We start from the raw sequence: 25,116 nt of genomic DNA, 5'->3' as shown, positions 1-25,116 counted from the left end.
AAATGCTAGAAAACTCTACAATTCTCGTGACCGGCGGAACCGGTTCATTTGGGCATGCTTTCCTGCCGATGACTTTGGAACGCTACAAGCCAAAGAAGGTGATTATCTTATCCAGAGACGAGATGAAGCAATGGGAGATGGCCAAGCTGTTTGCCGACGACCCGCGTGTGAGGTTTTTCATCGGCGATGTACGCGACAGAGAAAGGCTTTACCGTGCCTTCAACGGTGTTGATTATGTTGTCCATGCGGCCGCAACCAAGATTGTGCCAACGGCGGAATACAACCCCTTTGAATGCATCAAAACCAATGTGAATGGTGCCATGAACATCATTGATGCCGCCATTGATAATAAGGTGAAGGGCGTTGTCGCTCTTTCCACCGATAAAGCGTCATCGCCCGTCAATCTGTATGGCGCGTCTAAACTGGCCTCTGACAAGTTGTTCGTCGCTGGCAACGCCTATTCAGGAGAACATGGAACACGGTTCTCGGTTGTTCGGTACGGTAATGTGATGGGGTCGCGTGGGTCGGTTATTCCATTCTTCATGTCGATTGCCGACAAGGGCACATTGCCAGTCACAGATGATCGGATGACGCGTTTCATGATCAGTCTGGAACAGGGTGTGGAGCTTGTGTGGCATGCCTTTAACGACATGATCGGCGGGGAAATCTACGTTAAGAAAATCCCTTCGATGACGGTAACGGATATCGCAAAGGTGATCGCCCCGGCAGCCGAACAAAAGATTATCGGCATTCGTCCTGGTGAGAAACTGCATGAACAAATGATTGGTGTAGAAGATGCGCCTTACACCTACGAATACGACGCACATTTCAAGATTTTGCCTGCGATCAATGGATGGTCGGATGATCCTGCACGCATCAAGGATGGACGCAAAGTGGCAGAGGATTTCTTTTATACCAGCGATCAGAATGATGAATGGATGACCCCAGAGGATCTTGCCAGTTGGATTTCTACTCATAAAGATAAAATCGGAGCGATTTGATGATCCCATATGGCCGTCAGATCATCAACGATGATGACATTGCCGCTGTTGCAGCGGTGCTGCGTTCAGACTTTCTGACGCAGGGGCCTGTGGTGCCGCGTTTTGAAGATGCTGTCGCTGATCGTGTGGGGGCGCAACACGCCGTTGCCGTGAACTCGGCCACATCAGCGTTGCACATCGCCTGTCTGGCGTTGGATTTGGGCCCGGGCGATTTGTTGTGGACATCACCTATCACGTTTGTTGCGTCGGCCAATTGTGGCCGCTACTGCGGGGCTGACGTTGATTTCGTCGATATTGATCCTGGCACGTTCAACATCTGCGCAGACGCTCTTGAGGCAAAAATCAATCAAGCCGCCAGCGACGGACGTTTGCCCAAAGTGATCGTGGCGGTGCATATGTGCGGTCAGTCGCCGGACATGCTGCGCATATCTGAACTGGCCCGCAGGCATGGCATTCGTCTGATCGAAGATGCCAGCCATTCAATTGGCGCAGATTATCGCAATGCCCCTGTAGGAAACTGTGCCTACTCAGATATCACCGTTTTCAGCTTTCACCCCGTCAAGATCATCACCACGGCCGAGGGTGGCATGGCGCTGACAAACAACGCAGATTTGGCCGCCCGGATGCAGCGGCTTCGCAGCCATGGAATTACCCGCGATGAAAATCTGATGACCCACGCCTCTGACGGGCCGTGGTATTATCAGCAGATCGAACTGGGCTGGAATTATCGCATGACCGAATTGCATGCTGCATTGGGTCTTAGTCAGCTTGGCAGGCTTGATGATTTTGTCACGCGGCGCAATGCGCTGGCTGATCGGTATGACGCGTTGCTTGCCGACCTTCCTTTGAATTTGCCCAAACGGCTGATAGATGCACGTGCGTCGTTTCACCTCTATGTTGTCCGGTTACATGACGAAGCACGGCATCGTTCGGTTTTTGAAGCACTGCGATCAGATGGTATTGGCGTAAATCTGCATTACATTCCCGTTCACCTACAGCCATATTACCGCGACCTTGGCTTTGCCGATGGTGATTTCCCGGTATCCGAAGACTACTATAAACGGGCAGTCAGCATTCCGCTTCATGCCGGATTGTCAGAGGCCGAGCAGGATACTGTGGTTGCGTGCCTGAAACGTGCTTTGGCATGAAGCTGATGCTTGGCACTGTCCAATTCGGAATGACCTATGGTGCATTCAATGCCGCCGGGAAGGTGCCGCTGGATCAGATTTGCGCGATGCTTGATATGGCAAACGCCGCAGGCATGCGCCTGTTGGACACCGCACACGCCTATGGCGAAGCAGAGGCGGTTCTGGCCCACGCTAAGGCGTCGAAACGCTTTGGTATCGTCACCAAATGTCCTGACCTAAGCGATGCAACTGATCCGTTGGCGGCGTTCCATGATGCCTTTGAAGCGTCCTATGCCGCGCTGGGCGATGTGCCACTGTATGGCTATCTGCTGCATAACCCAACCGACATAGAACGACCGGGTATCTGGGATGCGCTGACCAGTTTGCGCGATGCGGGAATGACCAAGCGGATTGGTGTATCAGCGTATGATGTGGATAGCGTGCAAGCGCTGTGCGCGCGCTATCCCATGACGTTGGTGCAGTTGCCTGCCAATGTTTTGGATCCGTGGTACGACCGGGTGACACTGCCCGAAACTATCGAAGTGCATGTGCGCTCGGCTTTCCTTCAGGGCTTTCTTCTTAGCCAACCTGACCAACTGCCGCCACATCTTGCGCCTTGGAGGGATGTTCTGGCGCAGTTTCGCGCGCAGGCCGCGTCGCTGGGGTTGACCCCGGTGCAAGCTGCGCTGTTGCCGTTGTTGTCCTGCCCGAGAATTGCGCAGGTCGTTGTCGGTTGTGATAGCCCTGCCCAACTAAATGAAATCCTGCAAGCGGCCCAGTCGCCGCAAACACGGCCAGCTATACAGTTTACGCCGTTTGAGGGTGTGACCAAGGATCTGACTGATCCAAGGCGTTGGTGAGGACGGAACATGCAGGAAATCCCTTATACAAACGATGTTCATGATGATGGCGGACAAGTCACCGTGCGTCAGCTCACACCTGATGACGTGACTGACACCTATCTGTCATGGTTCAGCGACCCGGTGGTGACCGAGTATCTTGAGGCGCGCAATCTTTCGCGCAAGGACGTCGTTGATTACATGGTCGGTGGGCGCGAAAGTGGTTTGCATGTGATGCATGGTATTTTCGCAAAGGACAGTGACCGGCATATCGGCAATGTGAAGATCGGGCCAATCAGTTGGAAACACGGAACTGCCGGATTGGTCACGTTCATTGGTGATCGGGCGTATTGGGGTAAGGGCATCGGCCGCGAGGCTGTGCGCATCGGTGTGCAGCTGGCCTTTGAAAACTATGGGCTGCGCAAGCTTTCGGATGGCGTGATAGAGGGCAATGTTGGTTCACTCAAAGCCTATTGTGCTGCTGGTTTCGTGGTTGAGGCCACAATGCGGGGTCAGTATTTGCTGAACGGGCAGTCGCGTGACCGCATTGTCATTTCGTGTTTCAACCCCAAGTTTTTCCCGCAAGAGTGCTGACGCCATGGCCCGGCTGACCTTTGTCGAAAACCGGGGCAAGACGGCATTCTGGGCCACGGTGGCACGCGCGTTGGAAAAGGCCGGTCATCAGACGGGTTGGATCGTTCAAAACCCGGCCTATGCACCATCAGGTGTGGCGGGTGATGTGTACAATCTGGGTTTTCCACAAAGCGCTGATCTGGTGAACACCCCTGTGCCCGAAGCGGTCACAACAGACCGTGGCAGACAGTATTTCGGCAGCGGATCGTTGCACTATACCTATTATGAAAACCGCATCGCGTCTGCTTTGGATCAGCTGCGCCCTGACGTGGTGTTTGGTGAACCGACACTGATGCATGAGCTGTTGATTATCGCAGAGTGTCGCAAACGCGGTATCCCCTATCTGCATCCGACAATGACACGTTATCCCAACGGTCGCTTCAATATCCTAAAAGAAGATACGCAAATCCCTGTCGGCGGCAGCGAGGAGGCATGGCCGCAAGAAAAACTGATTGAGATTGCAGAAGCAATCAATACAGGGCGTAACCTGCCAAGTTACATGAAGCTGCCTTCCGCAATATCTGCCCGCACGCGTCAGCTACGCCGTACAGCCGGGCAAGGGCTGACAACGCTTGGTTGGCTTCGGGGTGAGCGTTACAATACGCCGTCGCCTGCCCGCAAATTGGCGCTGGGCAGGCAACTGAAACGGAACCTTGCTGCATGGGACAAGTTGGCGCGCATGCCTGACGCATCACATGACCCAATAATCCTCTACCCGCTTCAGATGCAGCCTGAGGCTAACATTGATGTCTGGGGGCGGCCGTTCAGCGATCAGGTGGCGTTGATAGGGCGCTTGCTGGCGGCGCTGCCAAAGACGGGCGCGGTGGCCATCAAGGCAAATCCAAAAGCGAAATATGAAGTTTCGTCTGCATTGATCGCATTGGCGGCAGAAACAAATCGCGTGATCTTGCTGCCGCGCGATTGCACAATGGCTGCCGCACAGACCGCATGTATCGGCGCTGTCACTGTGTCGGGTACCGTTGGTCTTGAGGCCGTGTTTGGCCGGGGGCGATGCATGTCTTTGCGACATCCTGTCCTGGCGCGTCACCTGCCAGCGTTTCATGCCGACACCCCAGAAGAGGCCGTTGACCGCTTACTGAGCGACGTCAACGCCGGATGTGGCAGTGTCGCCCGCGGTACGGGGCTTTTGGCACATCTGGTGGCAGACAGTTTTGAAGGCACGATAAATGAGCCCTTGTATGACCCACATTGCGCGTCTGAAGACAATATCGCAAAGGTGACAAATGCCATCGGCCAGATCGTGAATCGCCTACAACAGAAAGCTGACGCATGAAAACAGTTGCTATCGTTCAGGCCCGCATGGGTTCGAGCCGCCTGCCGGGTAAGGTGATGAAGACTGTGGCGGGTCAGCGGGTCATCGACCTGCTGCTGCACAGGCTTAAGCAGGCCAGTGGCGTGGATGAAATTGTGCTGGCCACCACCCATTTGCAAGGAGATGATCCTTTGGCCGCGCATTGCGCCACGCAGGGGATTCGCGTCGTGCGTGATAGCGAAGACGATGTATTACAGCGCTATGTGCGTGCGGCAGAGGAAAGCGGCGCGGACGTCGTTGTTCGCATTACCGGCGACTGCCCGTTTGTTATGCCCGAATTGGTTGATGCAGCCATCAGCGCGTTTCATGCACAAAACGGGGATATCGATTATCTGTCGAATATTGACCCACCAACATATCCGGACGGATTGGATATCGAAGTTTTCACAGCGGCCAGCCTGTTGCGCGCCGCCCATAAAGCGCAGAACAGCCATGACCGTGAACACGTCACGCCATTTTTGCGCCGCGCAGCAGACATTCGTCGCGGATCAATAACTGCTGGTCGCGATCTGTCTGCTTTGCGCCTGACGATTGATGAACCAGTAGATTTGCAGGTCGCCGAAGCGGTGCTTCAGGCGCTCTCTGCGGACCCGGATTTCGACTTTGCCAAATTGATTGCGCTGTATGACAGCCAGCCCGAATTGTTTGAGGCCAATAGCACCATCGCCCGCAATGAGGGGGCCAAAATAGGTAAAGGGCAGAAATTGTGGAAACGCGCCAAGCAGGTCATTCCGGGCGGCAATATGCTTTTGTCGAAACGCGCCGAAATGCACCTGCCCGAACAATGGCCCGCCTATTTTGACCGCACGCAAGGATGCCGTGTCTGGGATATGGACGGGGCAGAGTACATAGACGCCGGGTTCATGGGGATTGGCACCAACGTACTTGGGTATAGCCATCCCGAAGTGGATGATGCCGTTCGTGATTGTGTGGCTAAGGGGAATCTATCGACGCTCAATGCGCCCGAAGAGGTGTTGCTTGCCGAACGTCTGGTCGAAATCAACGCACCGTGGGCCGATATGGTCCGGTTTGCCCGATCTGGTGGAGAGGCTAATGCCATCGCTGTGCGTATCGCGCGGGCGGCGTCGGGGCGTGACGGTGTGGCGATCTGCGGATACCACGGATGGCATGACTGGTATCTTTCGGCAAATCTGGCGGATGATGCCAACCTTGACGGTCACCTGTTGCCCGGTCTGAGCCCGCGTGGTGTTCCGCGCAGTTTGGCCGCCAGCACATTCCCTTTCATGTACAATGATTTTGCCGCGCTTGAGGAATTGGTCGCTACCGGCAAGATCGGTGTGATCAAAATGGAAGTTGTCCGAAACGCTGAACCGCAAGACGATTTCCTGCACAAGGTGCGCGCATTGGCGGATGCCAATGGTATTGTCTTGGTGTTTGACGAATGCACCTCTGGTTTTCGCGAAACCTTTGGCGGGCTGCACAAGAAATATGGGGTAGAGCCTGATATCGCGGTGTTTGGCAAGACGCTTGGAAATGGCTATGCCATTACTGCCGTTGTCGGGCGCCGCGCAGTGATGGAAGCCGCACAATCCACCTTTATCAGTTCAACGTTCTGGACCGAGCGTATCGGTTCTGTCGCAGCGTTAAAAACGCTAGAGATCATGGAGCGCGAAGAAAGCTGGATGCAAATTACTGATATTGGCAATGATTATCGGTCGCGTTTACGCCAGGTTGCCGCGTCGCATAATGTTGATGTCGTGATAAGTGGATTGCCCGCGCTGACCACGTGGTCCGTTACAGGCGACAATCCGGCGGGCTATAAAACCCTTGTGACGCAAGAAATGCTGAAACGCGGTTTTCTTGCGCCTCCCGCGTTCTATGCGTCGCTGGCACATACGCCAGAGGTGCTTGACCTGACATTTGCCGCACTTGATGACGCAATGGCGTTGGTATCAAAATGCCAGACCGGGCGTGAAACGCTGGAAGGCCTACTTGATGGTCCGATCTGTCATACCGGGTTCAACCGGCTTAATTGAACCATGGTTGAAGCCTTGTGGGTAAAGACATGACGTCCAGCTGCGTCGTATTTCGTGCGGACGCCGGGCTGAATATTGGAACGGGTCATGTGATGCGCTGCCTGACACTGGCCGATGCGTTGCGGGCTGAAGGGGCCAAAGTGGTTTTCATCACCCGGCAACATCGCGGACATATTATCCCTACGATCCGCGACCGGGGTTATCGTGCCATCACGCTGCTTGGCGACACTGGTGCAGATTATGGCGCCCATACCGCAACTCCCGTTCATGCAAATTGGCTGGATGCCGATTGGCGCGATGACGCCGCTGCGACCCGACAGGCTCTGCGCGATGAGGGCGCGGATTGGTTGGTCCTGGATCACTACGCGCTGGATCGCGTCTGGCAAGAGGCCGCGTTACCCGGTGGTGTACGACTGTTGGTGATTGATGATCTGGCCGACCGACCCCATCTTGCGGATGTGTTGCTTGACCAGAATGTGGGCCGTTTGGCGCAGGACTATGATGGGCTTGTCCCGGAAAACTACGACCGATTGATCGGCCCCGCGCATGCGCTTTTGCGACCGGAGTTTGCAACGCTGCGCCCCGATGCATTGCGCCGACGCGAAACATTGAAACGACCTGAACGCCTATTGGTGACGCTCGGCGGTATCGACCGTGACAATGCAACAGGCGTGGTGCTTGATGCGCTGGCAGGTATTGCGGGAATTGATCAGATGAAGGTCAGCGTGGTCATGGGCGCGAATGCCCCTTGGCTTGATGACGTCAAGCGACAGGCACGCGCTTTGCCGATGCACACGCAGGTGGATGTGGCCGTCCCTGATATGGCGCGCCGTCTTACGCAAACCGACCTTTGCATCGGGGCGGCTGGATCGACTGCTTGGGAGCGTTGTTGTCTCGGCCTGCCCACACTGCAACTGGCGCTTGCTGACAATCAGACAGCTATCGCCCGCAGCATGGCCGAAAACGGGGTGGCCCTTGCCCTGCCACATCCGGACGAATCTGATTTTGCAGCCGCGTTGGCGCAGGGCCTGACGCAGTTAAGTGACCCTTCAGCCTATCGTGCTATGGCGCGTCGTGCTGCCGCGCTAACCGATGGCACCGGTGCCGGGCATATGGCCGCGCGCCTGTTAGGGGATGCCCATGACTGACAAATCCCCAGGCAAGCTGCGGCGCATGACAGAAACGGACCTGCCCGCTGTTTTATCGTGGCGCAACCACCCTGCGATCCGCCGTCACATGTATACGCAGGATGAGATTACGCTAAAAGAGCATCGCACTTGGTGGGAGGCTACAAAGACTTCACCAAAATCCCGGCTTTATATCTATGAGCGTGATGAAACACCCTTGGGCTATGTTGCTTTTTCCCAGATCGCGCCGCTGTCCGCGACGGCACATTGGGGATTTTATACCGCGCCTCAGGCACCTCGCGGCACCGGGTCAATGATGACATTTCTTGCAATGGACGAAGCGTTTGGTCCAATGGCATTGCGCAAAGTCAACGCCGAGGTGATCAAAGGCAATGCGGCTTCAATCGGGTTGCATGAAAGTTTTGGGTTCGAAAAAGAGGGACTTTTCCTTGCCCACGTCATGATTGGCGAGACACTGGAAGATGTGCACAGGCTGGCCCTATTTGCTGACAACTGGCAGGCAATACGCGCCGCCAAACTTGAAAAACTGCAAGAAAGGCTGCCTCAATGACCAAGACCTGTCATTCAATCAAAATCGCTGACCGTTTGATCAGTGCAGATCAGCCGCCTTACGTGATTTGCGAACTTTCTGCCAATCATAATGGATCGCTGGATACAGCACTACAGATGATCGACGCCGCCGCCGCAACGGGTTGCGATGCGATCAAATTGCAGACCTATACCGCCGACACAATCACGTTGAAAAGCGATGATGAGGCTTTTCAGATCACTGGTGGGCTGTGGGATGGACGCACGCTTTATGACCTTTACGAAGAAGCACATACGCCTTGGGACTGGCACAAAAGCCTATTCGAAAGGGCAGCGCGCCATGGCATGACGATGTTCTCGTCACCCTTTGATACCACAGCGGTTGATTTCTTAGTGGATTTGAACGCACCGGCGTTCAAGATCGCGTCTTTTGAGGTCATCGACCTGCCACTGATCCGCTATGTGGCGTCAACAGGCAAACCGATGATTATGTCGACCGGCATGGCCGATGAAGAAGAGATCGGCGAGGCCGTTCAGGCCGCGCGCGACGGCGGGTGCCAAGACCTTTTGTTGCTGCACTGTGTAAGCGGTTATCCAGCCCCTGCCGAAGACTACAACCTACGCACAATCGCAGATATGGAGGCCAGGTTTGGCGTTCCTGTCGGCCTATCAGATCATACGCTGGATAACACAACGGCAGTGGCCAGTATCGCGCTTGGCGCCGTTGCGATTGAAAAGCACTTTACGCTGGATCGAAATGGTGGCGGGCCGGACGATAGCTTTTCTCTGGAGCCAGCCGAATTCACGCAGCTGTGCAAAAGCGCCAAGACAGCGTGGCAGGCAATCGGGCAAGTTGACTACGGTCGCAAATCAAGTGAGCAAGGAAATATTAAGTTTCGCCGGTCACTGTATTTTGTAAAGGACATGAAAGCCGACGATATTGTAACGGCGGATGCGGTGCGTTCTGTACGACCGGGGTACGGTTTGCCGCCAAAATACACCGATAAGATTATTGGCGCACGCGTCACACAAGCCATCAGGCGCAACACCCCGGTTTCATGGGACCTGCTGAAATCCGACGTCTAAGTTTGCCATTGTGGAAACCAATGATACCAAAGCCTAAAACCAGCCATCAATCAAAGATTGGGCGCAGCAAGATAAAAGGCGCTGGGGTGATCGGCCTAACAGTCCGCTGGCACAGTGCGGCAAGATCCTTCACATCAATATCTCTTGCGATGCAGACCTAAACGGTGCTTTTCCGACCTGAAAATGTGCTGTTCTTTGGCTTTGTGACTTATTTGGGCTTGTGGGTGATCGCGCCACTTCAATCTGTTGTCGAGATCGCACCAACAAGCGTGGTTTTCATCTTGATCTGCTGCTGCACCTTTGTTGCGGGAAGCCGGTTTTCAGATTTGGTCAAGGTGTCTCATCGCACTAGATTTGCATTGGAAAGGACCATCGCGCGAAAGGAAGCACGTCTTTTCTGGACAATGTTCGTCATTGGCGGTGTTGGCAACCTGATACGCCTGATTGATCGGTATGTTCTGCGCGGCGTCGGGGACCTGTCTGGCGGCTTGGCGCGCGAAGTCCTTCTTGAAAGCAGCACTTCGGCGCTCTCTTTAGTGGGTGCTGTGCTTTATCCGTTCGGCTTTATACCGATCCTCATTTATCTGGGTTCGCGGTTCATGCCCCGCAGCCGGTTCAAGCTGATTGCTGCGCTTGTTTTGTTTCTGATCCCCGCGTTCGACGCGCTGATCATTTTTTCAAGATCATTCATGCTTGTCGCCTTGGCGATGGCGTATTTTGGAACCTCAATCTCGGTGTTCAATGGAAAGGCGATACCCCGCAAGCTGCTGCTTCCGGTTGCGGCCGGCATTGCGGCCGTCGTTTTTGTATCCGCAAACGTCTTTTTATGGCGCCTCGATGAAATGAGCTTTTCCGTCTTCGACTCCATTTACGTATCCGGCTATGCCCATACCGTTATCCCAAATGCGGGCGCGCACGCTATACTGTCCAACGGGGGTCCAGCGGCCAACATGCTTGCCGTCATTTTACCAATCTCGCAGTATTACACACACGCTCTTTTTGAGTTTCAGATCCTGTGGGTGCAGCCAACGCCGCAAGAATTTGCTTTCGGGGCACTGACCTTTGCGCCGTACTTCAAAGCGCTTGAAATGTTTGGACTTGCCGGTGCTGCCGATTTGTTTGCGCTTTTCCCAAGGGTTGGTGTTTTTACGTCGTTCTTTGGCCCGCTTTGGGTTGATTTTGGATGGTTTTCGCCACTTATGATGTTCGTCTTTGGGATGTGGGCCCGCAGCCTGGCGCGATCAGCACAAAAAGGTGATATCGGCGCCTATCCTTTGTATAGCCATTTTTGTGTTGTGCTCTTTTTCGCGCCGGTTGTGAATTTCATGATTTCTGCGCAAGGTATGTATTCAATCAATGCGTTTGTCATCTTCTGGATCGTGTCGCGCAAACTGTACAAGATGAAACCGGTGGCTGCGTGATATGAAGAAACTTATCCTGCATCTTGAAAAAAGCGTTCTGGATTTCGTGCTGTTCGGGGGGCTAGTATGGATGTTCAGCAAATTTGCTTTTCGTATCATGTGGCTTTGGGGACGGATCAGGTTTGGCGCGCTGGTGCGCAATCGTGGATCGGGATGGGTATGCGCATGGAACGCAGACCTTAGATACCCCGAAAACATGGTGCTAGGAGACAGTGTTGTTATTGGCACAAATGTTTCGATCGGGGCGCATAGTTGTGTCGAACTTGGCAATAACGTCCGTATTTTGCGTGATGTTTTGATTGAAACCGCGGGGCTTAATTTTCCTGACATGGATTCGCCATATCAGCATGTTTCAAAACCTATACGGATTGAGAACGGCGCGTGGATCGGTGCTCGTGCGATTATTCTTGGTGGTGTACAGATCGGTGAGAATGCGGTTTTCGCAGCCGGGTCAGTCGCATTCTGTACAGTACCCGAAAGAGACACTGTGGCTGGCATTCCAGCCCGCCCGGTTAAGAACAGAATTTAACAAGGATTAGTTACGATGGGAAAGCTTTCACGCGTTAAGCAGATTGTCACTGATAAGCGGTGGTGGAGTTTCTACCTGCAACGTCGCATTACGACCCCGGCACGTCGTGCATGGATTGCCGACCAGTTTGTGCGTTTTAAACCTAAAGCAGCGATCGTTGACAATAAACGCGGTGATGAGGGGCTGATGAACCTTCGCAATGATGGCATTCATCTTTTGGGTTCTTTGTTAAGCGCCGCGCAATGTGAAGAATTACGTGAATACTTCTCTAACCGAGAGGTACGAGATCCGTATCGAGCAGGCGAAGGACCATTTCTACCGTTGTCCGACCAACGCCCAAAGGAGGCACATATCGCGCATCATGACGCGGATGACATAATTGTGGCACCTTATCTGTTGGACATTGCAAATGATCCACGAATTCTTGATGTTGTGGGCAAGTTTCTTGGTTGCAAACCAACGATTGGATATATGGCGACATGGTGGAGCTATCCGACACCTCTGGGACCGCAGCAAGCAGAGAATTATCATCGAGATGTGGACGACTGGCGCTTTGTAAAGTTGTTTATTTATCTAACAGATGTCTCTGAAGAAAGTGGGCCTCATAAATATGTATTGGGGTCGTCCAGCCAGCCAAAGCTCACCGATATTCGTCGGTTCAATGATGACGAAGTCAGCGATACCTTTGGAGCGCAGAAGATAAAAACGATGCTTTCAGCTGCCGGTGACGGCTTTCTTGAGGATACCTACGGCATTCATAAAGGGCAGCCTGTGAAAAACGGCCATCGTTTGCTTTTTCAGGTGGTGTACACCCTGACCCCACTACCCTACGGCCCCAAATCACCTGTGATGCAAAGAGACAATGATAAAAATCACGATGCGTGGACGAACCGGGTATATCTAAAATGATTGCTGTCGAAGTAGTGAAGCGCATCATATGCGTATTTTCCCCTAATTTCCGAACGCTTGCGCAGACATAACTACATTGCATGATTTCTTCACAGGCAAGTAGCCCCATTGAATAGGTTCATTCTATTTTTAGTAGGGTTCGGTGTCGCGCGCTGCGCGTTGTTCTTTTCGCAAATTATTCTGGCCAATCTGGTATCGGTCGAACTTTATGGACGGCTGGAGTTAACCCAGTCAGTTGCCGTTCTATGCGCTCTTATTATCGGACTTGGCTTGCCAGCATCAGTGCCACTTGTTCTTCTCAGAGATGAGGTAAAGGCGCGTTGGGATACAGGCCTTTTGTTGACAGGTGTTATCGCGGTTCTTTTGCTCTTTGTCAGTGCTATCGCGGCCTTAAGCTCTGATACCATCACATCGTTTTTTGTTCTTATCCCATTGGCAACTGCTGCATTGTTATTGCAGGGCCTCTGGGCCACCGTGCTTAAGGCAAAAGGCAAGAGTACGATGGCTGTCTCTCTTGAGGCAGGGTTCTGGGTCACCATACTTCTTGGTGGCGCATTGATTGTTTGGGGCGTTGGACACCAGTCAATTCTGGTTGCTGTGCTTGCTATCTATGCGGCTCTTTTGTTGTTATGGACCATTCGGGCCTATTATGATATACGGATGCCCTTTGATCTGGCTGACCTTCGGGAAAATCTGCGGGTGAGCCTGCCATTGATGGTGATCGGACTGTTATCGGTCCTTGCCGTTTATTCCAGCCGGATTATTCTGGGCACTTTTTCAAACCTAGAGGTGCTGGGTCTTTATGCGATCCTGTTTCGTGCGACCGCCGTTCCACTTGTTGGGCACCAGTTGTTGATCATCGGCCTGTTTCCCAAGTTGTTCTCTTGGGATGAAGCCATTCTTAAGCAACGCGCGGTGGTCATCCCTCTTGGCGTTACCGTTTTTGCGTTGGCATTCTGGCTGCTGGTCGATCAATTTGGCGCGGTGCTTGGTGATCGGTTTGCCGAGGTGTTTGTACAGCACCGTGTCACGGCGCTTTTGATCCTTTCGCAGACAGTGCTTTGGTCAGCAATCGCACTTAACGATTTGCTTAATTCACGGCTTCAGATTGCGGGCCGCGTTGCGTGGTATGCTGCGGCGTTTCTGCTGATATCGCTACCGATTTTGGCTTTCGTTACTGTGCGCTCAAACACCGATGGAAATGTCGGCTCTACTTTGATGACCTTTGCTGTGTGGCATTCCGCACTGATGCTTGGCTTTTATCTGACCCAGTGTATAGCGATTTGGCGTAACGGGCATCGGTACACGCTGTTATGGCTATCCGCGCTGGGAGGGTATGCTGCACTGCTTGTTCTTTTCCTTTTCAGAGAGTTCACCTGACTATGCGCAGCTTGGATATTGTTCATCTGGGTAAATTTTACCCACCAGAATTTGGCGGCATCGAAAGCGTGACAGAGGCGTTGGCCGTGGATCACGCGCAGGATGGGCACAGAATTGAGGTGCTTTGTTTTACCCGAACGACACCGGGCACGGAAACAGCGGGCAATCTGACCATTCGTCGTTACGCCACGCTTTCAGAAGTGTCGTCGCAGCCGATGTCCCTGCGCTACATGACTGACGGCATAAAACGCGCACGGACAGCCGACATTCTGCATGTACACACACCCAATGTACTGGCCGCTTTCGTGGCCCTTTTTTCCGCTCGCAAAACTCGCATCGTCGTGCATTGGCATGCGGATATTGAGGGGAAAGGCATGTTGGGGCGGCTGATACGGCCGATACAATCCTTGTTGCTGAAAAGGGCAAATGCGATTGTCGCAACATCCCAAGCTTATACAGAAGCCTCACCGCCGCTTATTGCGCATGCGGAAAAAATATCCGTCATTCCCATTGGAATCGCAGATATTGAAGGTGGTTCCCAGCGGACTGCGGTAAAGCCAGATCAAATCCTGTTTGTGGGCCGTCTGGTGCCATATAAGGGGCTGCCGGTCTTGTTCAGGGCGATGGCTAAAATGACCCGTCCAGCGCGCCTTGTCGTTGTTGGGTCCGGGCCGGAACGCAAATCTTTGGAGGCTTTGGCTAACGACCTAAACCTAAGCGACCGCATCGATTTTTTGGGCAAAGCCGATCAGTCTGCATTACTTGAGTTGTTTCAGGTTTCTACGGTTTTTTGTTTGCCATCCATCAACCGTCTTGAGGCGTTCGGCGTTGTTTTGCTTGAGGCCATGCGGGCGGGGTGCCCTGCTATTTCCAGCGACATTCCCGGCAGCGGTGTGTCATGGGTGAACCAAAGCGGTATGACATTTGACTTGTGTGACCACGATGGCCTTGCCGCCCGCCTTGATCAAGTATTGGCAGACCCCAATCTACGCGAAAAATATGCGCAAATGGCACGGGATCGGTATGAGGACGAGTTTGGCAGGGAAAAAATGTCGAGGCGGTTTCTTGATCTGTACGCCTCTATCTTACCTTAGGCATTACTCACCGTTTCGCAGATCCGAAACAAAGCTATGGTCGTTTTCGGTTCTTTCGAATTGCGCCAACGGCAAATGTATAGAACCCAAAAAACAACCCCAGGAACATGATCACGACACAGAAAGCGGCAAGGTTATGGTCCCATAATAACGTGCCCGCAATCGGCGGCGCCAAGACAAATGGTGTCAGAGCCGCCGTGGTCAGGGGATTGCTAAGATGGCGCCGGTTGCGCCCCAGAATGCGGATCTCAATACCGCGCATGATCAGTTGATGCATGTGCAATCGGTCGGGTAGCATTGCACCTCGGTTACTGCGGTTCCGGCGATACATGGCAAGCAGCGTATCGGCCAATGGCCAGAACATGGTAAGCAGTATCGCCCACGGTGATACCGCTGGCGCGTTCAGCAGCGTCGCAATACCAAGCCAACTAAGCACAAAGCCGATGGTATAGGCGCCGGCATCGCCCAGAAAAATCCACCCAAAAGGATAGTTGAGAACCAAAAACCCAACCACAACCGCAGCCAGCATCATGCTTAACACCACGGTCGGGACATAGTTTGCCTGTTGCGCAATCAGCGCAATTGAAATTGCGCCACCAATCGCCGTGACCGCAGCCAAGCCGTTTACCCCGTCAATCAGATTAAACCCGTTTGAAACGCCAGCCGTAATCAAAAGGGTGAATGGAATGCCGATAAACCAGTATGACAAAAGCTGATCAGCAAAGGGCCAACCAATGCTTCTTAGCCAATCACCGATAAGTGCGATCACGATCAAGCTGGCGATAACAACTGCCAACAACCGGATACGTGGCGATACGTGAAATCCAAGATCTTCCCTAAGGCCGATAACAAAGATCATTGCTGTGGCGATTATGAACTCAGCATATTGGCGCACCAACGCTTCTGGCGCGAAAAACAGACTGAACGCGAGCGCACCAAAGATTGCAACGCCACCGACCCGTGGTGTCAGCCCAACATGCATAGCCTGCACAGCTGTTGCGTCGCCTGCCCGTCCGCGCAGGCGTGGGACGGTCCGTGCCAAAACAATCAACGCCATGCACAATATGAAAGAAACAAGCGCAAGATAGAGAAGATGAACCTCAAAGAGCTGGATTTTATCAATCTCCATCAAGACGGTCCAACCTTAGGAATTAGCAAGAATATAACCCACTCGTGCGCGCCATTCATCATTGCCACGGCAGCACATCGGATGCAATGTCCAAGACCTCTGGCGCTGTCACCGGTGGCTGCACAGCGCCGTGGTACAAGTCAAGCGTTATGGTTGAGGTGTTGTCCTGAACTTTTCGCAAGCAGGCGTGAACGTTCTTAATATGGCGCAGACCACGGCGCCTGATTATTCTTGGGTCTTGATGCTGGGACTTTATGACCCAATTTCGGCTTTTGCTGCGCCTGCACTCTGGTCTAAGTCTGCGAAACTTGGCAGTTTCCACCGGCAGGGAAAAGGAAAAGGCGCATGGTCGATCTGTGGGATGGTTTGACACAGGCCTTTTGGCTTGTGCTGACCGGTGATCCAGAGCTTGCCGAGATCGCGTTGCGGTCGCTTTATGTCACGCTGACCGCACTGGCGATTGCTTGTGTGATCGCCTTTCCTTTGGCGGCGTTTCTGGCGGTCCGCCGTTTTCGGTTTCGGCGACTGATCATTGCAATTCTGAACGCCCTGATGGGTTTACCACCTGTTGTTGTGGGTCTTATCGTCTATGTTTTACTGTCCAGGTCAGGTCCGCTGGGTGTCTTGGGTTTGCTTTTCACACCCACGGCGATGATCATTGCGCAGGTCATTATCATCGTCCCGCTGATTGCCAGTATCGCGCATCAGTCGCTACGCGATCTTTGGCAGGAATATCATGATCTGCTGATTTCAATGAACGTCAGTCAGCGCCAGAAGATGCGCACGCTGATCTGGGACGCGCGGCGGGCGTTGTTGACCGCAGCATTGGCCGGTTTCGGGCGCGGCATTGGCGAGGTTGGTGCGATCATGATCGTGGGCGGCAACATCGACAATGTGACCCGCGTGCTGACCACGGCGATCGCGCTTGAGACTGGCAAGGGGGCGTTTGCCTTGGCGCTTGCGCTAGGCTTTGTGCTGATCGCGCTGACGATTGCGATTAACCTGACCATCCACTGGCTGGGCCAGACCGAACGCGAAGGGCGGTGGTAGCGATGGTGTTTCCATTACAAGTGACTGGCGCAGAAACACGCCGCCGGGGCAAGGTGCTGGTTGGACCAGTGTCTTTGCATCTGGCTGGTGTGGGCGCGACCGTTGTCATCGGACCAAACGGGTCTGGCAAAACATCACTGCTGGGTCTTTTGCATGGAACAGCACGTTTGCATGCAGGCACCATTGCCTGGCAACTGCCCATGGATCAGGCCCGTGCGGTGCAATCTTTTGTGTTTCAGCGCCCCGTTATGTTGCGCCGCAGTGTTGTTGATAATATCGCCTATCCGCTACTGATCCGGGGCCTGCCGAAAGCCAAGGCGATGGCGCAAGCCCTTGACTGGGCCAAGCGCGTTGGTTTGGGCGATATGCCGTATCGGGCGGCCCCCAGCCTGTCCGGCGGCGAACAGCAAAAACTGGCCCTTGCCCGCGCGTTTATCACCGCACCGCAGGTCGTTTTTCTGGATGAACCTTGTGCCTCTTTGGATGGTCGCGCCACCGCCGAGATCGAAGCGATCCTGCAAGATCAAAAGGCACAAGGCACCCGGCTTGTGATGTCGACGCATGACATGGGTCAAGCCCGCCGCCTTGCCGATGAGATAGTGTTTCTGCGTGGCGGTCAGGTGCATGAAACAGGACCTGCCGCGCAATTCTTTGATGCGCCGCAAACAGATGCAGCGCGGGCCTTTTTGAACGGAGATATCGTAGAATGAAACGCTTTTTGTTTGTAGCAACCCTTCTCTGGGCCACCGCCGCCCAAGCGCAGGACAGCATGCGCATGGCGGTCACGACATCTTTTCATAATTCCGGCCTTGCCGATGTTCTGTTACCGGAAATTCAGGCTGATCTGGGGCTTGAGGTGCAGTTGTTGATTGTCGGCACCGGACAGGCCCTACGCTTGGGTGAGGCTGGAGATGTTGATGCCATCCTTGTGCATTCGCGTGCGGCGGAAGAGGCATTTGTGGCAAATGGCTACGGCACGCACCGCCGCGAGATCATGTACAACGATTTTGTCATTGTGGGGCCGTCGAATGACCCGGCTGCGATCAGTGATGCGGCTGATGCAAACGATAGTTTGCAGGGTATCGCTGATGCCAAGGTCCCTTTTGTCAGCCGTGGCGATGACAGCGGCACCCATAAGAAAGAACTCAGCCTTTGGATTGATGCCGGACTTGATCCAACCGGCTTTGGTGATTGGTATCGCGCTGTCGGTGCTGGCATGGGGGCGGCACTGAACACAGCGTCGGGCCTGAATGCCTATATTCTATCTGACCGGGCAAGTTGGTTGAATTTCAGCAATAAAGGTGACCTTGCCTTGCTGTTTTCCGGTGACCCTGTCCTGTTCAATCAATATGCTTACCTGCCGGTGAACCCGGCGTTGCATGATCATGTGAAATCCGATCTGGCATCGCGGCTGGAAGACTGGCTGACATCAGAACGCGCCGCCGATTTGATCAACGGCTATACAATTGATCGCGAAACCTTGTTTATTTTCAACGCCAAGACCGACTAATGGCTATGGCCGTTGTCATCCTCGGTCACATGGATCGCGAATTGTTCCAGCCCTGCCGCCTGCGCCTCGATCACGCGGTAACCTTCGCGCACGCCTGCGGGCGTCAGCTCGCGCGCAACTGTCAGTAGGGTGTTGGGTGCATGATCGGCGCAAAGCTCCGCCATTTGCGCCAACTCTTCTTGTGCCGTGGGCAAGGCCGCGTCAACCGAAGGTGCACCGTAGTACGTCACGAAATGCGCAGCCAAGGTTTGCGCCAGCGCATCTATCTCGACCTGCTCAACTTGCGTGACGGCCACAAAAGTCACCCGCCCGCCCGTTTCCAGCCCAAGCCAGCCGTTTGAAAACGCCTGCCGCGCCTTGCCGACCAGATCACCCTCGGTCCAGTCCGAAAACTCAAAACCCCCAGAGATGCAGTATTCGCCGGTGCGTGCCGGGCTGGCAAAGACCCGCTGGTCGCTTTCATCGAAATGGATCGCGCGGGCAAGCATCATGGTTGGGCCTCCAATAGGGTTGTCAGGGGGATCAGATGGGTCGTGTCATCAGCATCGCGCAACAACATGCCAAAGTCTTCGTCCACACCCACGAACGTACCCGTCAGATCGCTCACTCCGGTTTCTTCCCCGATACCATGGCACAGGCCACGCCAATCAGTGTGTAGCGTTCGTGGGCCGTCCGCCTCCCACCGGCTGATCCAATGCAACGTGTGGCGCGCCCAAGCCTCGATCAGATCGCTCGGGGCCACATCGGCGCAGCCTTCGGCGTAAAGCACAGTGCGGTCGGGTGTATGTCCCATGTCTTCGGTGCCAGCCATCAACGGCATGGTCAGTCCGACGATCAACCAATCAGGCACTTCATCAGGATCGGTGGTCGCGGCAGTCACTTTCAATGCGCCACAGGACGCGGCGTTGACGCGAATACCACCGTGCCATTCCAGATGGGCCGCCACTTCCGGCGGGCCCAGCGCGCCAAGGGCGTTTTGAAAGCCAACGCCACATAGCGGCAGCATCGCCATTGCCTTTCCCAGCGGCACTTCCGGGGCAAAAACCAGCGCCGCCTCGACCATATCAGGGCGTGAGACATAGGTGACTAGCCCGGCGTCGCACCCCAATGTGGCTTGGCGCGCGGCCTCTGCCATTGCGTCACTGGTGACGGCGTGACCATGCATCAAAGGTGGGAACGTCAGGGTCAAGCATGTCCCCCGTCGATCAGGGTCTTTGCGATGCCTTGGAAGGCCTGCGCCTGCGCACCATCCGGCTGGCTGACAGTGATCGGCGCACCACCATCAGAGGAGAGCCGGATTTGCAGATCAAGCGGGACCTCTGCCAACAGCGGCACATCCAGTTTCGCGGCCTCTGCCGCAACCCCACCATGTCCAAAAACGTGTTCTTCATGGCCGCATTGCGAACAGATATGTGTGCTCATATTCTCGATCATCCCGATGATCGGCACATGCAGTTGCTGGAACATATCAATACCCTTGCGCGCATCCAACAAGGCCACATCCTGCGGGGTTGAAACGATGATCGCACCATCCACCTTTGCCTTTTGTGCAAGCGTCATCTGCACATCACCGGTGCCGGGGGGCAGATCAACCAGCAACACATCCAGCGCACCCCATTGTACCTGTGTCATCATCTGTTGCAAAGCACCCATCAGCATCGGGCCGCGCCAGACGACGGCCTGATCTTCGTTGGTCATCAGACCAATCGACATCATCGTCACACCGTGGTTGCGCATCGGCAGAATGATTTTGCCATCAGGGCTGGCCGGGCGGCCGGAAACCCCCAGCATGCGTGGTTGGCTGGGGCCATAAACATCCGCATCCAACAAACCAACGCGCCGCCCTTGCTGGGCCAGCGCACAAGCCAGATTGGCGGACACGGTGGATTTGCCAACACCGCCCTTGCCGCTGGCAATGGCAAGGATGCGGTCAACACCGGGAATGGATTGCGGGCCGCTGGGTTCAGCGGCGCGCTGCGGTTTCAGATCGGGCGGCGCGGGCTTTTCACTGTGTCCGGTCATCACGATAGACACCGCGCCAACACCATCCAGCGCCTGCAAAGCGGCCTCGGCGGCGTCCTTGATGGCCGTATATTCCTGCGCCTGCGAGGGCGGGATTTCCATGACAAATCGCACAGCACCACCTTCGCCAATATTCAGCGCACGCACGACGCCTGCGCTGACGATGTCACTGCCGGTCGGGTCTGAAATGGACTTGAGCGCGTCCAGTACAGCGGTTCTTTCAATGCTCAAGTGTCAGTCTCGCCCATTGATGGTGCCGGTGACCTCGTGGGTCATGCCAAGCTCTTCGATGGTGATCACGGCGCGCACGTTGTAGGTTTTCCCGCTGCTTTCAGCGGCGCGCACGGCCTCTTCAATCGCGGATTGCGAGGTGATGCCAACCTTTTTGAGGAATTTACGCATCGACATGTTGAAGTCTTCGTCGTCCATTTTCACTCTCTCCCTTCGGTATTAATGGTCACGCCGCTTTGACAGATAATCATCCGTGGTGCGCGGGCGCGGGCGTTCGCCCCCCTGCAAGGGCTGATCGGCGCTATGCACTTGGGCGACGATGCGGCAATCATCGCACATCTGGATCATCCGCAGCTTGCTTTCATCGGCAAACATCGAATGCCCGGTCAGTTTCTCAGTGATCCGATCAATGGTGGATTTTGACCCGAACAGCGTGCCGCATTCGACGCAGGCAAAGGGCTCTTCTTCGTTCAGAACCGTCTGGTTCAGGGCCGCATCGGTCAGGTCCAGACGCGGCGCAAGGGTGATCGCGTCTTCTGGACAGATTTGTACGCAAAGACCGCATTGTAGACACGCGTCTTCCTGAAAGCGCAACTGCGGCTTGTCGGGGTTGTCGCCCAGAGCGCCCGACGGGCAGAGCGACACACACGACAGGCATAAGGTGCAGCTGTCCGTGTTCACAAGGATTGCGCCGTAGGGTGCACCTGCCGGCAGCGCCAATTCGGTGGCGTCCGGGTTCAGCGCGCGGGCGGCTTGGCGCGCCACCTGACGGCGACTGCCCATCGGGCGGATCGGTGGTGGTGTTGGGGTTGGGCTAGGCGATAGCATACCAGACAAAGCCTCTGGATCGGTAACGTCAGCCATGCTGACGGGTGCGCCACCGCCCATCGCCTGCGCCAGCGCGACCTGCGCTTGCCATGCGTCGCGATCAGCGCCCGGTCCGGGCAGCAGGGTGACAGCGGCGAAACCAGCAGCAATGCCCGCCAAAATCTCGGCATGGCCAAAAGCACCGATGGCAGGCAGCGCCATTGGCACCACATCATTCGGCAGGCCGCCAAAGTGGCGCGTTGCAAGACGGATCAGCTGGCTCCCGTAAGCGTCATGCACCAGCAGATGTGGCGCCGTTGCCCCTGCGCCGCGCGCGGTCCGAGCCAATGTTTGCACCCGTCGCATAGTCAAATCCACAGGCGGGGCGTCATAGCTGATCGCACCGGACGGACAGCCGGCAGAACAGGCCCCGCAGCCAGCGCAGATCATCGGATCAATGCTGACATGATCACCCTCGGGGCTGATCGCGCCTGTGGGACAAAGGTCGAGGCAATTGGTACAGCCGGTTTGACCCGCCCTTGAATGGGCACACAACAAAGGGGCCGTTTGCACATAAAGCGGCTTTTCAAACGTTCCCATCAGATGCGAGGCTGCAAGCACAGCCGCAGCAACAGCGGGCGGATGCGCAGGGTCTGCGCGCAAATACCCTTCGCGTTTTTCATGTGCAGAAAACAATGGCGTGCCACCGCTGAGGTCCAGCAGAATATCACAGGCCGATTGCCCACCATCGCGGGCCTCTGACCACTGATAACCGGGCCGGGGCTGTTGCAGCGCATCAATCACAACGTCGAATTGCCCCAACGCGCCAGCGGCACGGCGCAACTGCCCTGCGATCACATCAACACCGGTGATGTCAGGCATGTTAGCGCCCGGTGACAAAAGCAAAGTGACGCTCAGATAGGGCGCAAGTTGTTCCGCCACGGGCAATGTCACGTCTTCGGGGCCGAAAACTAGGCACATACCTTCGGAGACAACATCGAGCGTTTTGGCCGCTGGGGCGGGCAACAGCGCTTCGGCCACAGCAGCGGCCAGTTTTGGCAAAGGTGCAGTCCCCTCACCGGTCCAACCGGTCACAGTATTCAGGTCCAAGACGGTAGGGGCCACCAATTCCAGATCATCGGCCATCGCGGCCAGATGATCGGCGTTCTGCCCGCAGCACCACAAGACATGGTCCTGCGACAGTGCCTTTGCGGCCATGCCAGGGTCTATGTCGCAAAGCGCGGATGGGGCGATTGTGATCTCTGCGCTTATGGCACCAGACAGTGTTTCAGCATGCGCAGATTGCAGACCTGTACATGGGCAGATCATCACTTTTTCAGCCATCAACTCCCCCTCCCTGCGGGTTGGCGCGACAATTTGTTCACCCTATACACATTCGCTTCATGGCCACAATCGCAACTAGGTGCGGCGGAATAACCCTGTCCAATTATTGTGCAGGTGCAGCATAAAACCTAGTCTTTTCATCGGATTATAAAACTTCGATGTTTTATCAGTACCTTGATACGAAAGCCGTCACAAATGGTCGCGTTAGAGCGATCTTCGATTGCGTCAACGATTTTTCATACAATAGTATACCGGTTAGGGAGGATCACTTTGAAGCACGGATCGGACAAATATGATGTCCTTCCGGTTGGCGTTGTAATGCAGCGCACACCGGGCGTTACTGCTTGGGCTAAGTGGTCTTGGACGGCCCGCGCTGTCCTTCCGGGCGCCCAACCCGCACACTGGGTTGAGATGCGCCGCGATGGTGAAACCACCGAGTATCACGCCGGGACGCTTGATCTAGAATTGCACCGCGCCGACACTGAGGCCTATTTGCACGGCCTCCATGCCAAGGACCCCAGCGTCTATATTATTCTGCGCGAAGGTGCAGGCGATGCGCCCCTTGATCTGGTCCTTCTGACGGTCTCGCCCTACGAGGCGCAGGACTATGCTGACAGTGGCGAAGAAATTATCGAGAAAGTGCCGATGCCACCCGCCTTGCGTGCTTGGGTCGAGGATTTTGTCGAAAAGCATCATCAGGAAGAGACATTTATCAAGCGCAAGCGCGACAAGAAGCGGATTGATCTTAGGCAAGATGGCATTGGTGATGCCCGCGTCAGCCGAGGGTCCGATGTTTATGCCTCGCCCCGCCGTTTGAGGGAGCGCTTGCAATGAGCCAAGCGAACTTCTGGGATCGGCGCCGCGCCAATGTTGCTGTAGAAGCAAAACAGGTTGAAATTGCCAAGGTCGAGGCTGATTTGGCCGACCGTACTGATGAAGAGATTTTGGCGGAGCTGGACTTGCCGGTCCCCGAGGACGTCGCAGATCCTGATCAAATCCGTGCTTTCCTGACCAAAGCTGTGCCGCAGCGCATCAAAACACGCGCCTTGCGTCAACTGTGGCGGATTAATCCCATGCTCGCCAATCTGGACGGTCTGGTTGATTACGGCGAAGATTATACAGACAGCGCAACGGTCGTCGAAAATCTGCAGACCGCCTATCAGGTCGGCAAAGGCATGGTCGCCAAGATTGAGGCACTGGCCGCGCCAGAGCAGCAGGATGCTGTTGAAACGCCTGATGTTGAGGATGAAGAAGAGTTGCCGGAATTGGTGCTTGCCTCTGCACCGGAGCCCGAGATGGCAGAACCCGATGAACTGCCTTCCGCCCCGCTGCGTCGTCGCATGACATTTGCCTTTGATCCTACCCCGGAAGGAGCAACATGAACGTGGCCACCCACATTCAGATCCCTGCTGAAGATCGCCAGCGCGCTGATCTTTATAACTTTTTAGGGGTCATCCTGTCTTCACCACCTGATGAAATAATGCTCGCGCAGGTCGCAGGCTTGTCTGGTGATGATACGGATTTGGGGCAGGCCATCACGATATTAGCCAAGCTTGCCAAGCTCAGCAAACCCAAAATGGTCGAACGCGAATTCAACAACCTGTTTATCGGGGTGGGGCGTGGTGAATTGTTGCCTTATGCCAGCTACTACATGACCGGCTTTTTGAACGAGAAGCCGTTGGCGACCTTACGCCTTGATATGTCGCGGCTTGGATTGGCGCGGTCTGAAACCGTGTTCGAACCCGAAGATAATATCGCCAGCTTGATGGAGATCATGGCGGCGATGATTGTTGGCCGCTTTGGTGAACCCGTGCCATTGCAAGAGCAGCGCAACTTTTTCAACACGCATATTGCCCCATGGGCGCGTGTGTTCTTTGCCGATCTTGAGGGCGCAGAAGGCTCTGTCTTCTACGCGCCCGTCGGCACAGTTGGCCGCACCTTTATCGAGGTTGAGGCCGAAGCCTTCCGTATGAGCGGGCAGGTATAAATCATTTACCG

Annotated in this window: 26 protein-coding genes; 20 read left to right on the top strand and 6 right to left on the bottom strand. The window is 54.9% G+C overall.

What is annotated here, in order from left to right; genetic code table 11:
• Positions 1-2 precede the first annotated feature (2 nt).
• The 14 genes from pseB to RCCS2_RS05330 all read left to right on the top strand — a co-directional run bounded on the left by pseB (position 3) and on the right by RCCS2_RS05330 (position 15,025).
• Positions 3-1,001 (top strand): UDP-N-acetylglucosamine 4,6-dehydratase (inverting), encoded by a 999-nt coding sequence (pseB, locus tag RCCS2_RS05395; protein WP_037293567.1) that lies wholly within the window; start codon positions 3-5, stop codon positions 999-1,001.
• Positions 1,001-2,149 carry a UDP-4-amino-4,6-dideoxy-N-acetyl-beta-L-altrosamine transaminase gene (gene pseC, locus RCCS2_RS05390; protein WP_008232071.1) on the top strand — a complete coding sequence of 383 codons (1,149 nt, stop codon included), beginning with the start codon at positions 1,001-1,003 and terminating at the stop codon, positions 2,147-2,149. The genes pseB and pseC overlap by 1 nt, the downstream gene beginning before the upstream one ends.
• A complete protein-coding gene (locus RCCS2_RS05385; RefSeq protein WP_008232070.1) occupies positions 2,146-2,988 on the top strand; it encodes an aldo/keto reductase in 843 nt (280 codons plus the stop codon). The genes pseC and RCCS2_RS05385 overlap by 4 nt, the downstream gene beginning before the upstream one ends.
• A 9-nt stretch (positions 2,989-2,997) precedes the next feature.
• On the top strand, positions 2,998-3,561 hold the full coding sequence (locus RCCS2_RS05380; protein ID WP_008232067.1) for a GNAT family N-acetyltransferase: 564 nt from the start codon (positions 2,998-3,000) through the stop codon (positions 3,559-3,561).
• 4 nt (positions 3,562-3,565) lie between these two features.
• On the top strand, positions 3,566-4,894 hold the full coding sequence (locus tag RCCS2_RS05375) for a hypothetical protein (RefSeq protein WP_008232065.1): 1,329 nt from the start codon (positions 3,566-3,568) through the stop codon (positions 4,892-4,894).
• Positions 4,891-6,930 (top strand): aminotransferase class III-fold pyridoxal phosphate-dependent enzyme, encoded by a 2,040-nt coding sequence (locus RCCS2_RS05370; protein WP_008232060.1) that lies wholly within the window; start codon positions 4,891-4,893, stop codon positions 6,928-6,930. The genes RCCS2_RS05375 and RCCS2_RS05370 overlap by 4 nt, the downstream gene beginning before the upstream one ends.
• A gap of 29 nt (positions 6,931-6,959) precedes the next feature.
• Positions 6,960-8,078 (top strand): UDP-2,4-diacetamido-2,4,6-trideoxy-beta-L-altropyranose hydrolase, encoded by a 1,119-nt coding sequence (gene pseG / locus RCCS2_RS05365; RefSeq protein ID WP_008232059.1) that lies wholly within the window; start codon positions 6,960-6,962, stop codon positions 8,076-8,078.
• A complete protein-coding gene (gene pseH, locus RCCS2_RS05360; RefSeq protein ID WP_037293562.1) occupies positions 8,071-8,628 on the top strand; it encodes a UDP-4-amino-4,6-dideoxy-N-acetyl-beta-L-altrosamine N-acetyltransferase in 558 nt (185 codons plus the stop codon). The genes pseG and pseH overlap by 8 nt, the downstream gene beginning before the upstream one ends.
• Entirely contained in the window at positions 8,625-9,692 is a 1,068-nt protein-coding gene (gene pseI, locus RCCS2_RS05355; RefSeq protein WP_008232057.1) for a pseudaminic acid synthase, read from the top strand. Before pseH ends, pseI begins: the two co-directional genes overlap by 4 nt.
• Positions 9,693-10,096: 404 nt before the next feature.
• Positions 10,097-11,113, top strand: coding sequence for a hypothetical protein (locus RCCS2_RS05350; RefSeq protein ID WP_156788426.1), 1,017 nt, complete (start codon positions 10,097-10,099; stop codon positions 11,111-11,113).
• Between the two features lies 1 nt (position 11,114).
• Entirely contained in the window at positions 11,115-11,642 is a 528-nt protein-coding gene (locus tag RCCS2_RS05345) for an acyltransferase (RefSeq protein ID WP_008232053.1), read from the top strand.
• A 15-nt stretch (positions 11,643-11,657) separates the two neighbouring features.
• The gene (locus RCCS2_RS05340; protein WP_008232051.1) at positions 11,658-12,551 is read left to right on the top strand and encodes a phytanoyl-CoA dioxygenase family protein; all 894 of its coding nucleotides are present in this window, start codon (positions 11,658-11,660) and stop codon (positions 12,549-12,551) included.
• Positions 12,552-12,659: 108 nt separating this feature from the next.
• The gene (locus RCCS2_RS05335) at positions 12,660-13,931 is read left to right on the top strand and encodes an oligosaccharide flippase family protein (protein ID WP_083791147.1); all 1,272 of its coding nucleotides are present in this window, start codon (positions 12,660-12,662) and stop codon (positions 13,929-13,931) included.
• Between the two features lie 2 nt (positions 13,932-13,933).
• Complete coding sequence (locus RCCS2_RS05330; RefSeq protein WP_008232049.1) at positions 13,934-15,025, top strand: glycosyltransferase; 1,092 nt, start codon at positions 13,934-13,936, stop codon at positions 15,023-15,025.
• A gap of 34 nt (positions 15,026-15,059) precedes the next feature.
• On the opposite strand, the gene RCCS2_RS05325 is transcribed toward RCCS2_RS05330, so the two are convergent.
• On the bottom strand, positions 15,060-16,082 hold the full coding sequence (locus RCCS2_RS05325; protein ID WP_198007007.1) for an MraY family glycosyltransferase: 1,023 nt from the start codon (positions 16,080-16,082) through the stop codon (positions 15,060-15,062).
• Positions 16,083-16,499: 417 nt separating this feature from the next.
• Here RCCS2_RS05325 and RCCS2_RS05320 point away from each other — a divergent pair, with 417 nt between their 5' ends.
• From RCCS2_RS05320 to RCCS2_RS05310, 3 genes are read left to right on the top strand one after another with little or no spacing between them, the layout of a single operon-like run.
• The gene (locus tag RCCS2_RS05320) at positions 16,500-17,204 is read left to right on the top strand and encodes an ABC transporter permease (RefSeq protein WP_008232045.1); all 705 of its coding nucleotides are present in this window, start codon (positions 16,500-16,502) and stop codon (positions 17,202-17,204) included.
• 2 nt (positions 17,205-17,206) lie between these two features.
• Positions 17,207-17,914: an ATP-binding cassette domain-containing protein gene (locus RCCS2_RS05315; protein ID WP_008232043.1), complete on the top strand. Its 708-nt coding sequence runs from the start codon at positions 17,207-17,209 to the stop codon at positions 17,912-17,914.
• Positions 17,911-18,714, top strand: coding sequence for a substrate-binding domain-containing protein (locus RCCS2_RS05310; RefSeq protein ID WP_008232041.1), 804 nt, complete (start codon positions 17,911-17,913; stop codon positions 18,712-18,714). The genes RCCS2_RS05315 and RCCS2_RS05310 overlap by 4 nt, the downstream gene beginning before the upstream one ends.
• Here RCCS2_RS05310 and RCCS2_RS05305 read toward each other — a convergent pair.
• Genes RCCS2_RS05305 through RCCS2_RS05285 form a run of 5 tightly spaced genes read right to left on the bottom strand, consistent with a single transcriptional unit; the run spans position 18,711 to position 23,118 of the window.
• On the bottom strand, positions 18,711-19,205 hold the full coding sequence (locus tag RCCS2_RS05305) for a DUF6505 family protein (protein WP_008232040.1): 495 nt from the start codon (positions 19,203-19,205) through the stop codon (positions 18,711-18,713). The genes RCCS2_RS05310 and RCCS2_RS05305 overlap by 4 nt on opposite strands.
• On the bottom strand, positions 19,202-19,879 hold the full coding sequence (locus RCCS2_RS05300) for a biotin/lipoate--protein ligase family protein (RefSeq protein ID WP_037293557.1): 678 nt from the start codon (positions 19,877-19,879) through the stop codon (positions 19,202-19,204). Before RCCS2_RS05300 ends, RCCS2_RS05305 begins: the two co-directional genes overlap by 4 nt.
• 20 nt (positions 19,880-19,899) lie before the next feature.
• Entirely contained in the window at positions 19,900-20,967 is a 1,068-nt protein-coding gene (locus RCCS2_RS05295) for an Mrp/NBP35 family ATP-binding protein (RefSeq protein WP_008232036.1), read from the bottom strand.
• Between the two features lie 3 nt (positions 20,968-20,970).
• Positions 20,971-21,165 (bottom strand): DUF6494 family protein, encoded by a 195-nt coding sequence (locus RCCS2_RS05290; protein ID WP_008232034.1) that lies wholly within the window; start codon positions 21,163-21,165, stop codon positions 20,971-20,973.
• A 21-nt stretch (positions 21,166-21,186) separates the two neighbouring features.
• Positions 21,187-23,118: a 4Fe-4S binding protein gene (locus RCCS2_RS05285; RefSeq protein ID WP_008232032.1), complete on the bottom strand. Its 1,932-nt coding sequence runs from the start codon at positions 23,116-23,118 to the stop codon at positions 21,187-21,189.
• Between the two features lie 270 nt (positions 23,119-23,388).
• Here RCCS2_RS05285 and RCCS2_RS05280 point away from each other — a divergent pair, with 270 nt between their 5' ends.
• Genes RCCS2_RS05280 through RCCS2_RS05270 form a run of 3 tightly spaced genes read left to right on the top strand, consistent with a single transcriptional unit; the run spans position 23,389 to position 25,105 of the window.
• Complete coding sequence (locus RCCS2_RS05280; protein ID WP_269571743.1) at positions 23,389-23,952, top strand: DUF3305 domain-containing protein; 564 nt, start codon at positions 23,389-23,391, stop codon at positions 23,950-23,952.
• Positions 23,949-24,500: a DUF3306 domain-containing protein gene (locus RCCS2_RS05275; RefSeq protein WP_008232028.1), complete on the top strand. Its 552-nt coding sequence runs from the start codon at positions 23,949-23,951 to the stop codon at positions 24,498-24,500. The genes RCCS2_RS05280 and RCCS2_RS05275 overlap by 4 nt, the downstream gene beginning before the upstream one ends.
• The gene (locus tag RCCS2_RS05270; protein WP_008232026.1) at positions 24,497-25,105 is read left to right on the top strand and encodes a TorD/DmsD family molecular chaperone; all 609 of its coding nucleotides are present in this window, start codon (positions 24,497-24,499) and stop codon (positions 25,103-25,105) included. Before RCCS2_RS05275 ends, RCCS2_RS05270 begins: the two co-directional genes overlap by 4 nt.
• Positions 25,106-25,116: the final 11 nt, after the last annotated feature.

Origin of the sequence: Roseobacter sp. CCS2 (genome assembly GCF_000169435.1) — a bacterium.
Lineage (GTDB): Bacteria > Pseudomonadota > Alphaproteobacteria > Rhodobacterales > Rhodobacteraceae > Yoonia.
This window is presented reverse-complemented; position numbering and strand designations above follow the sequence as displayed.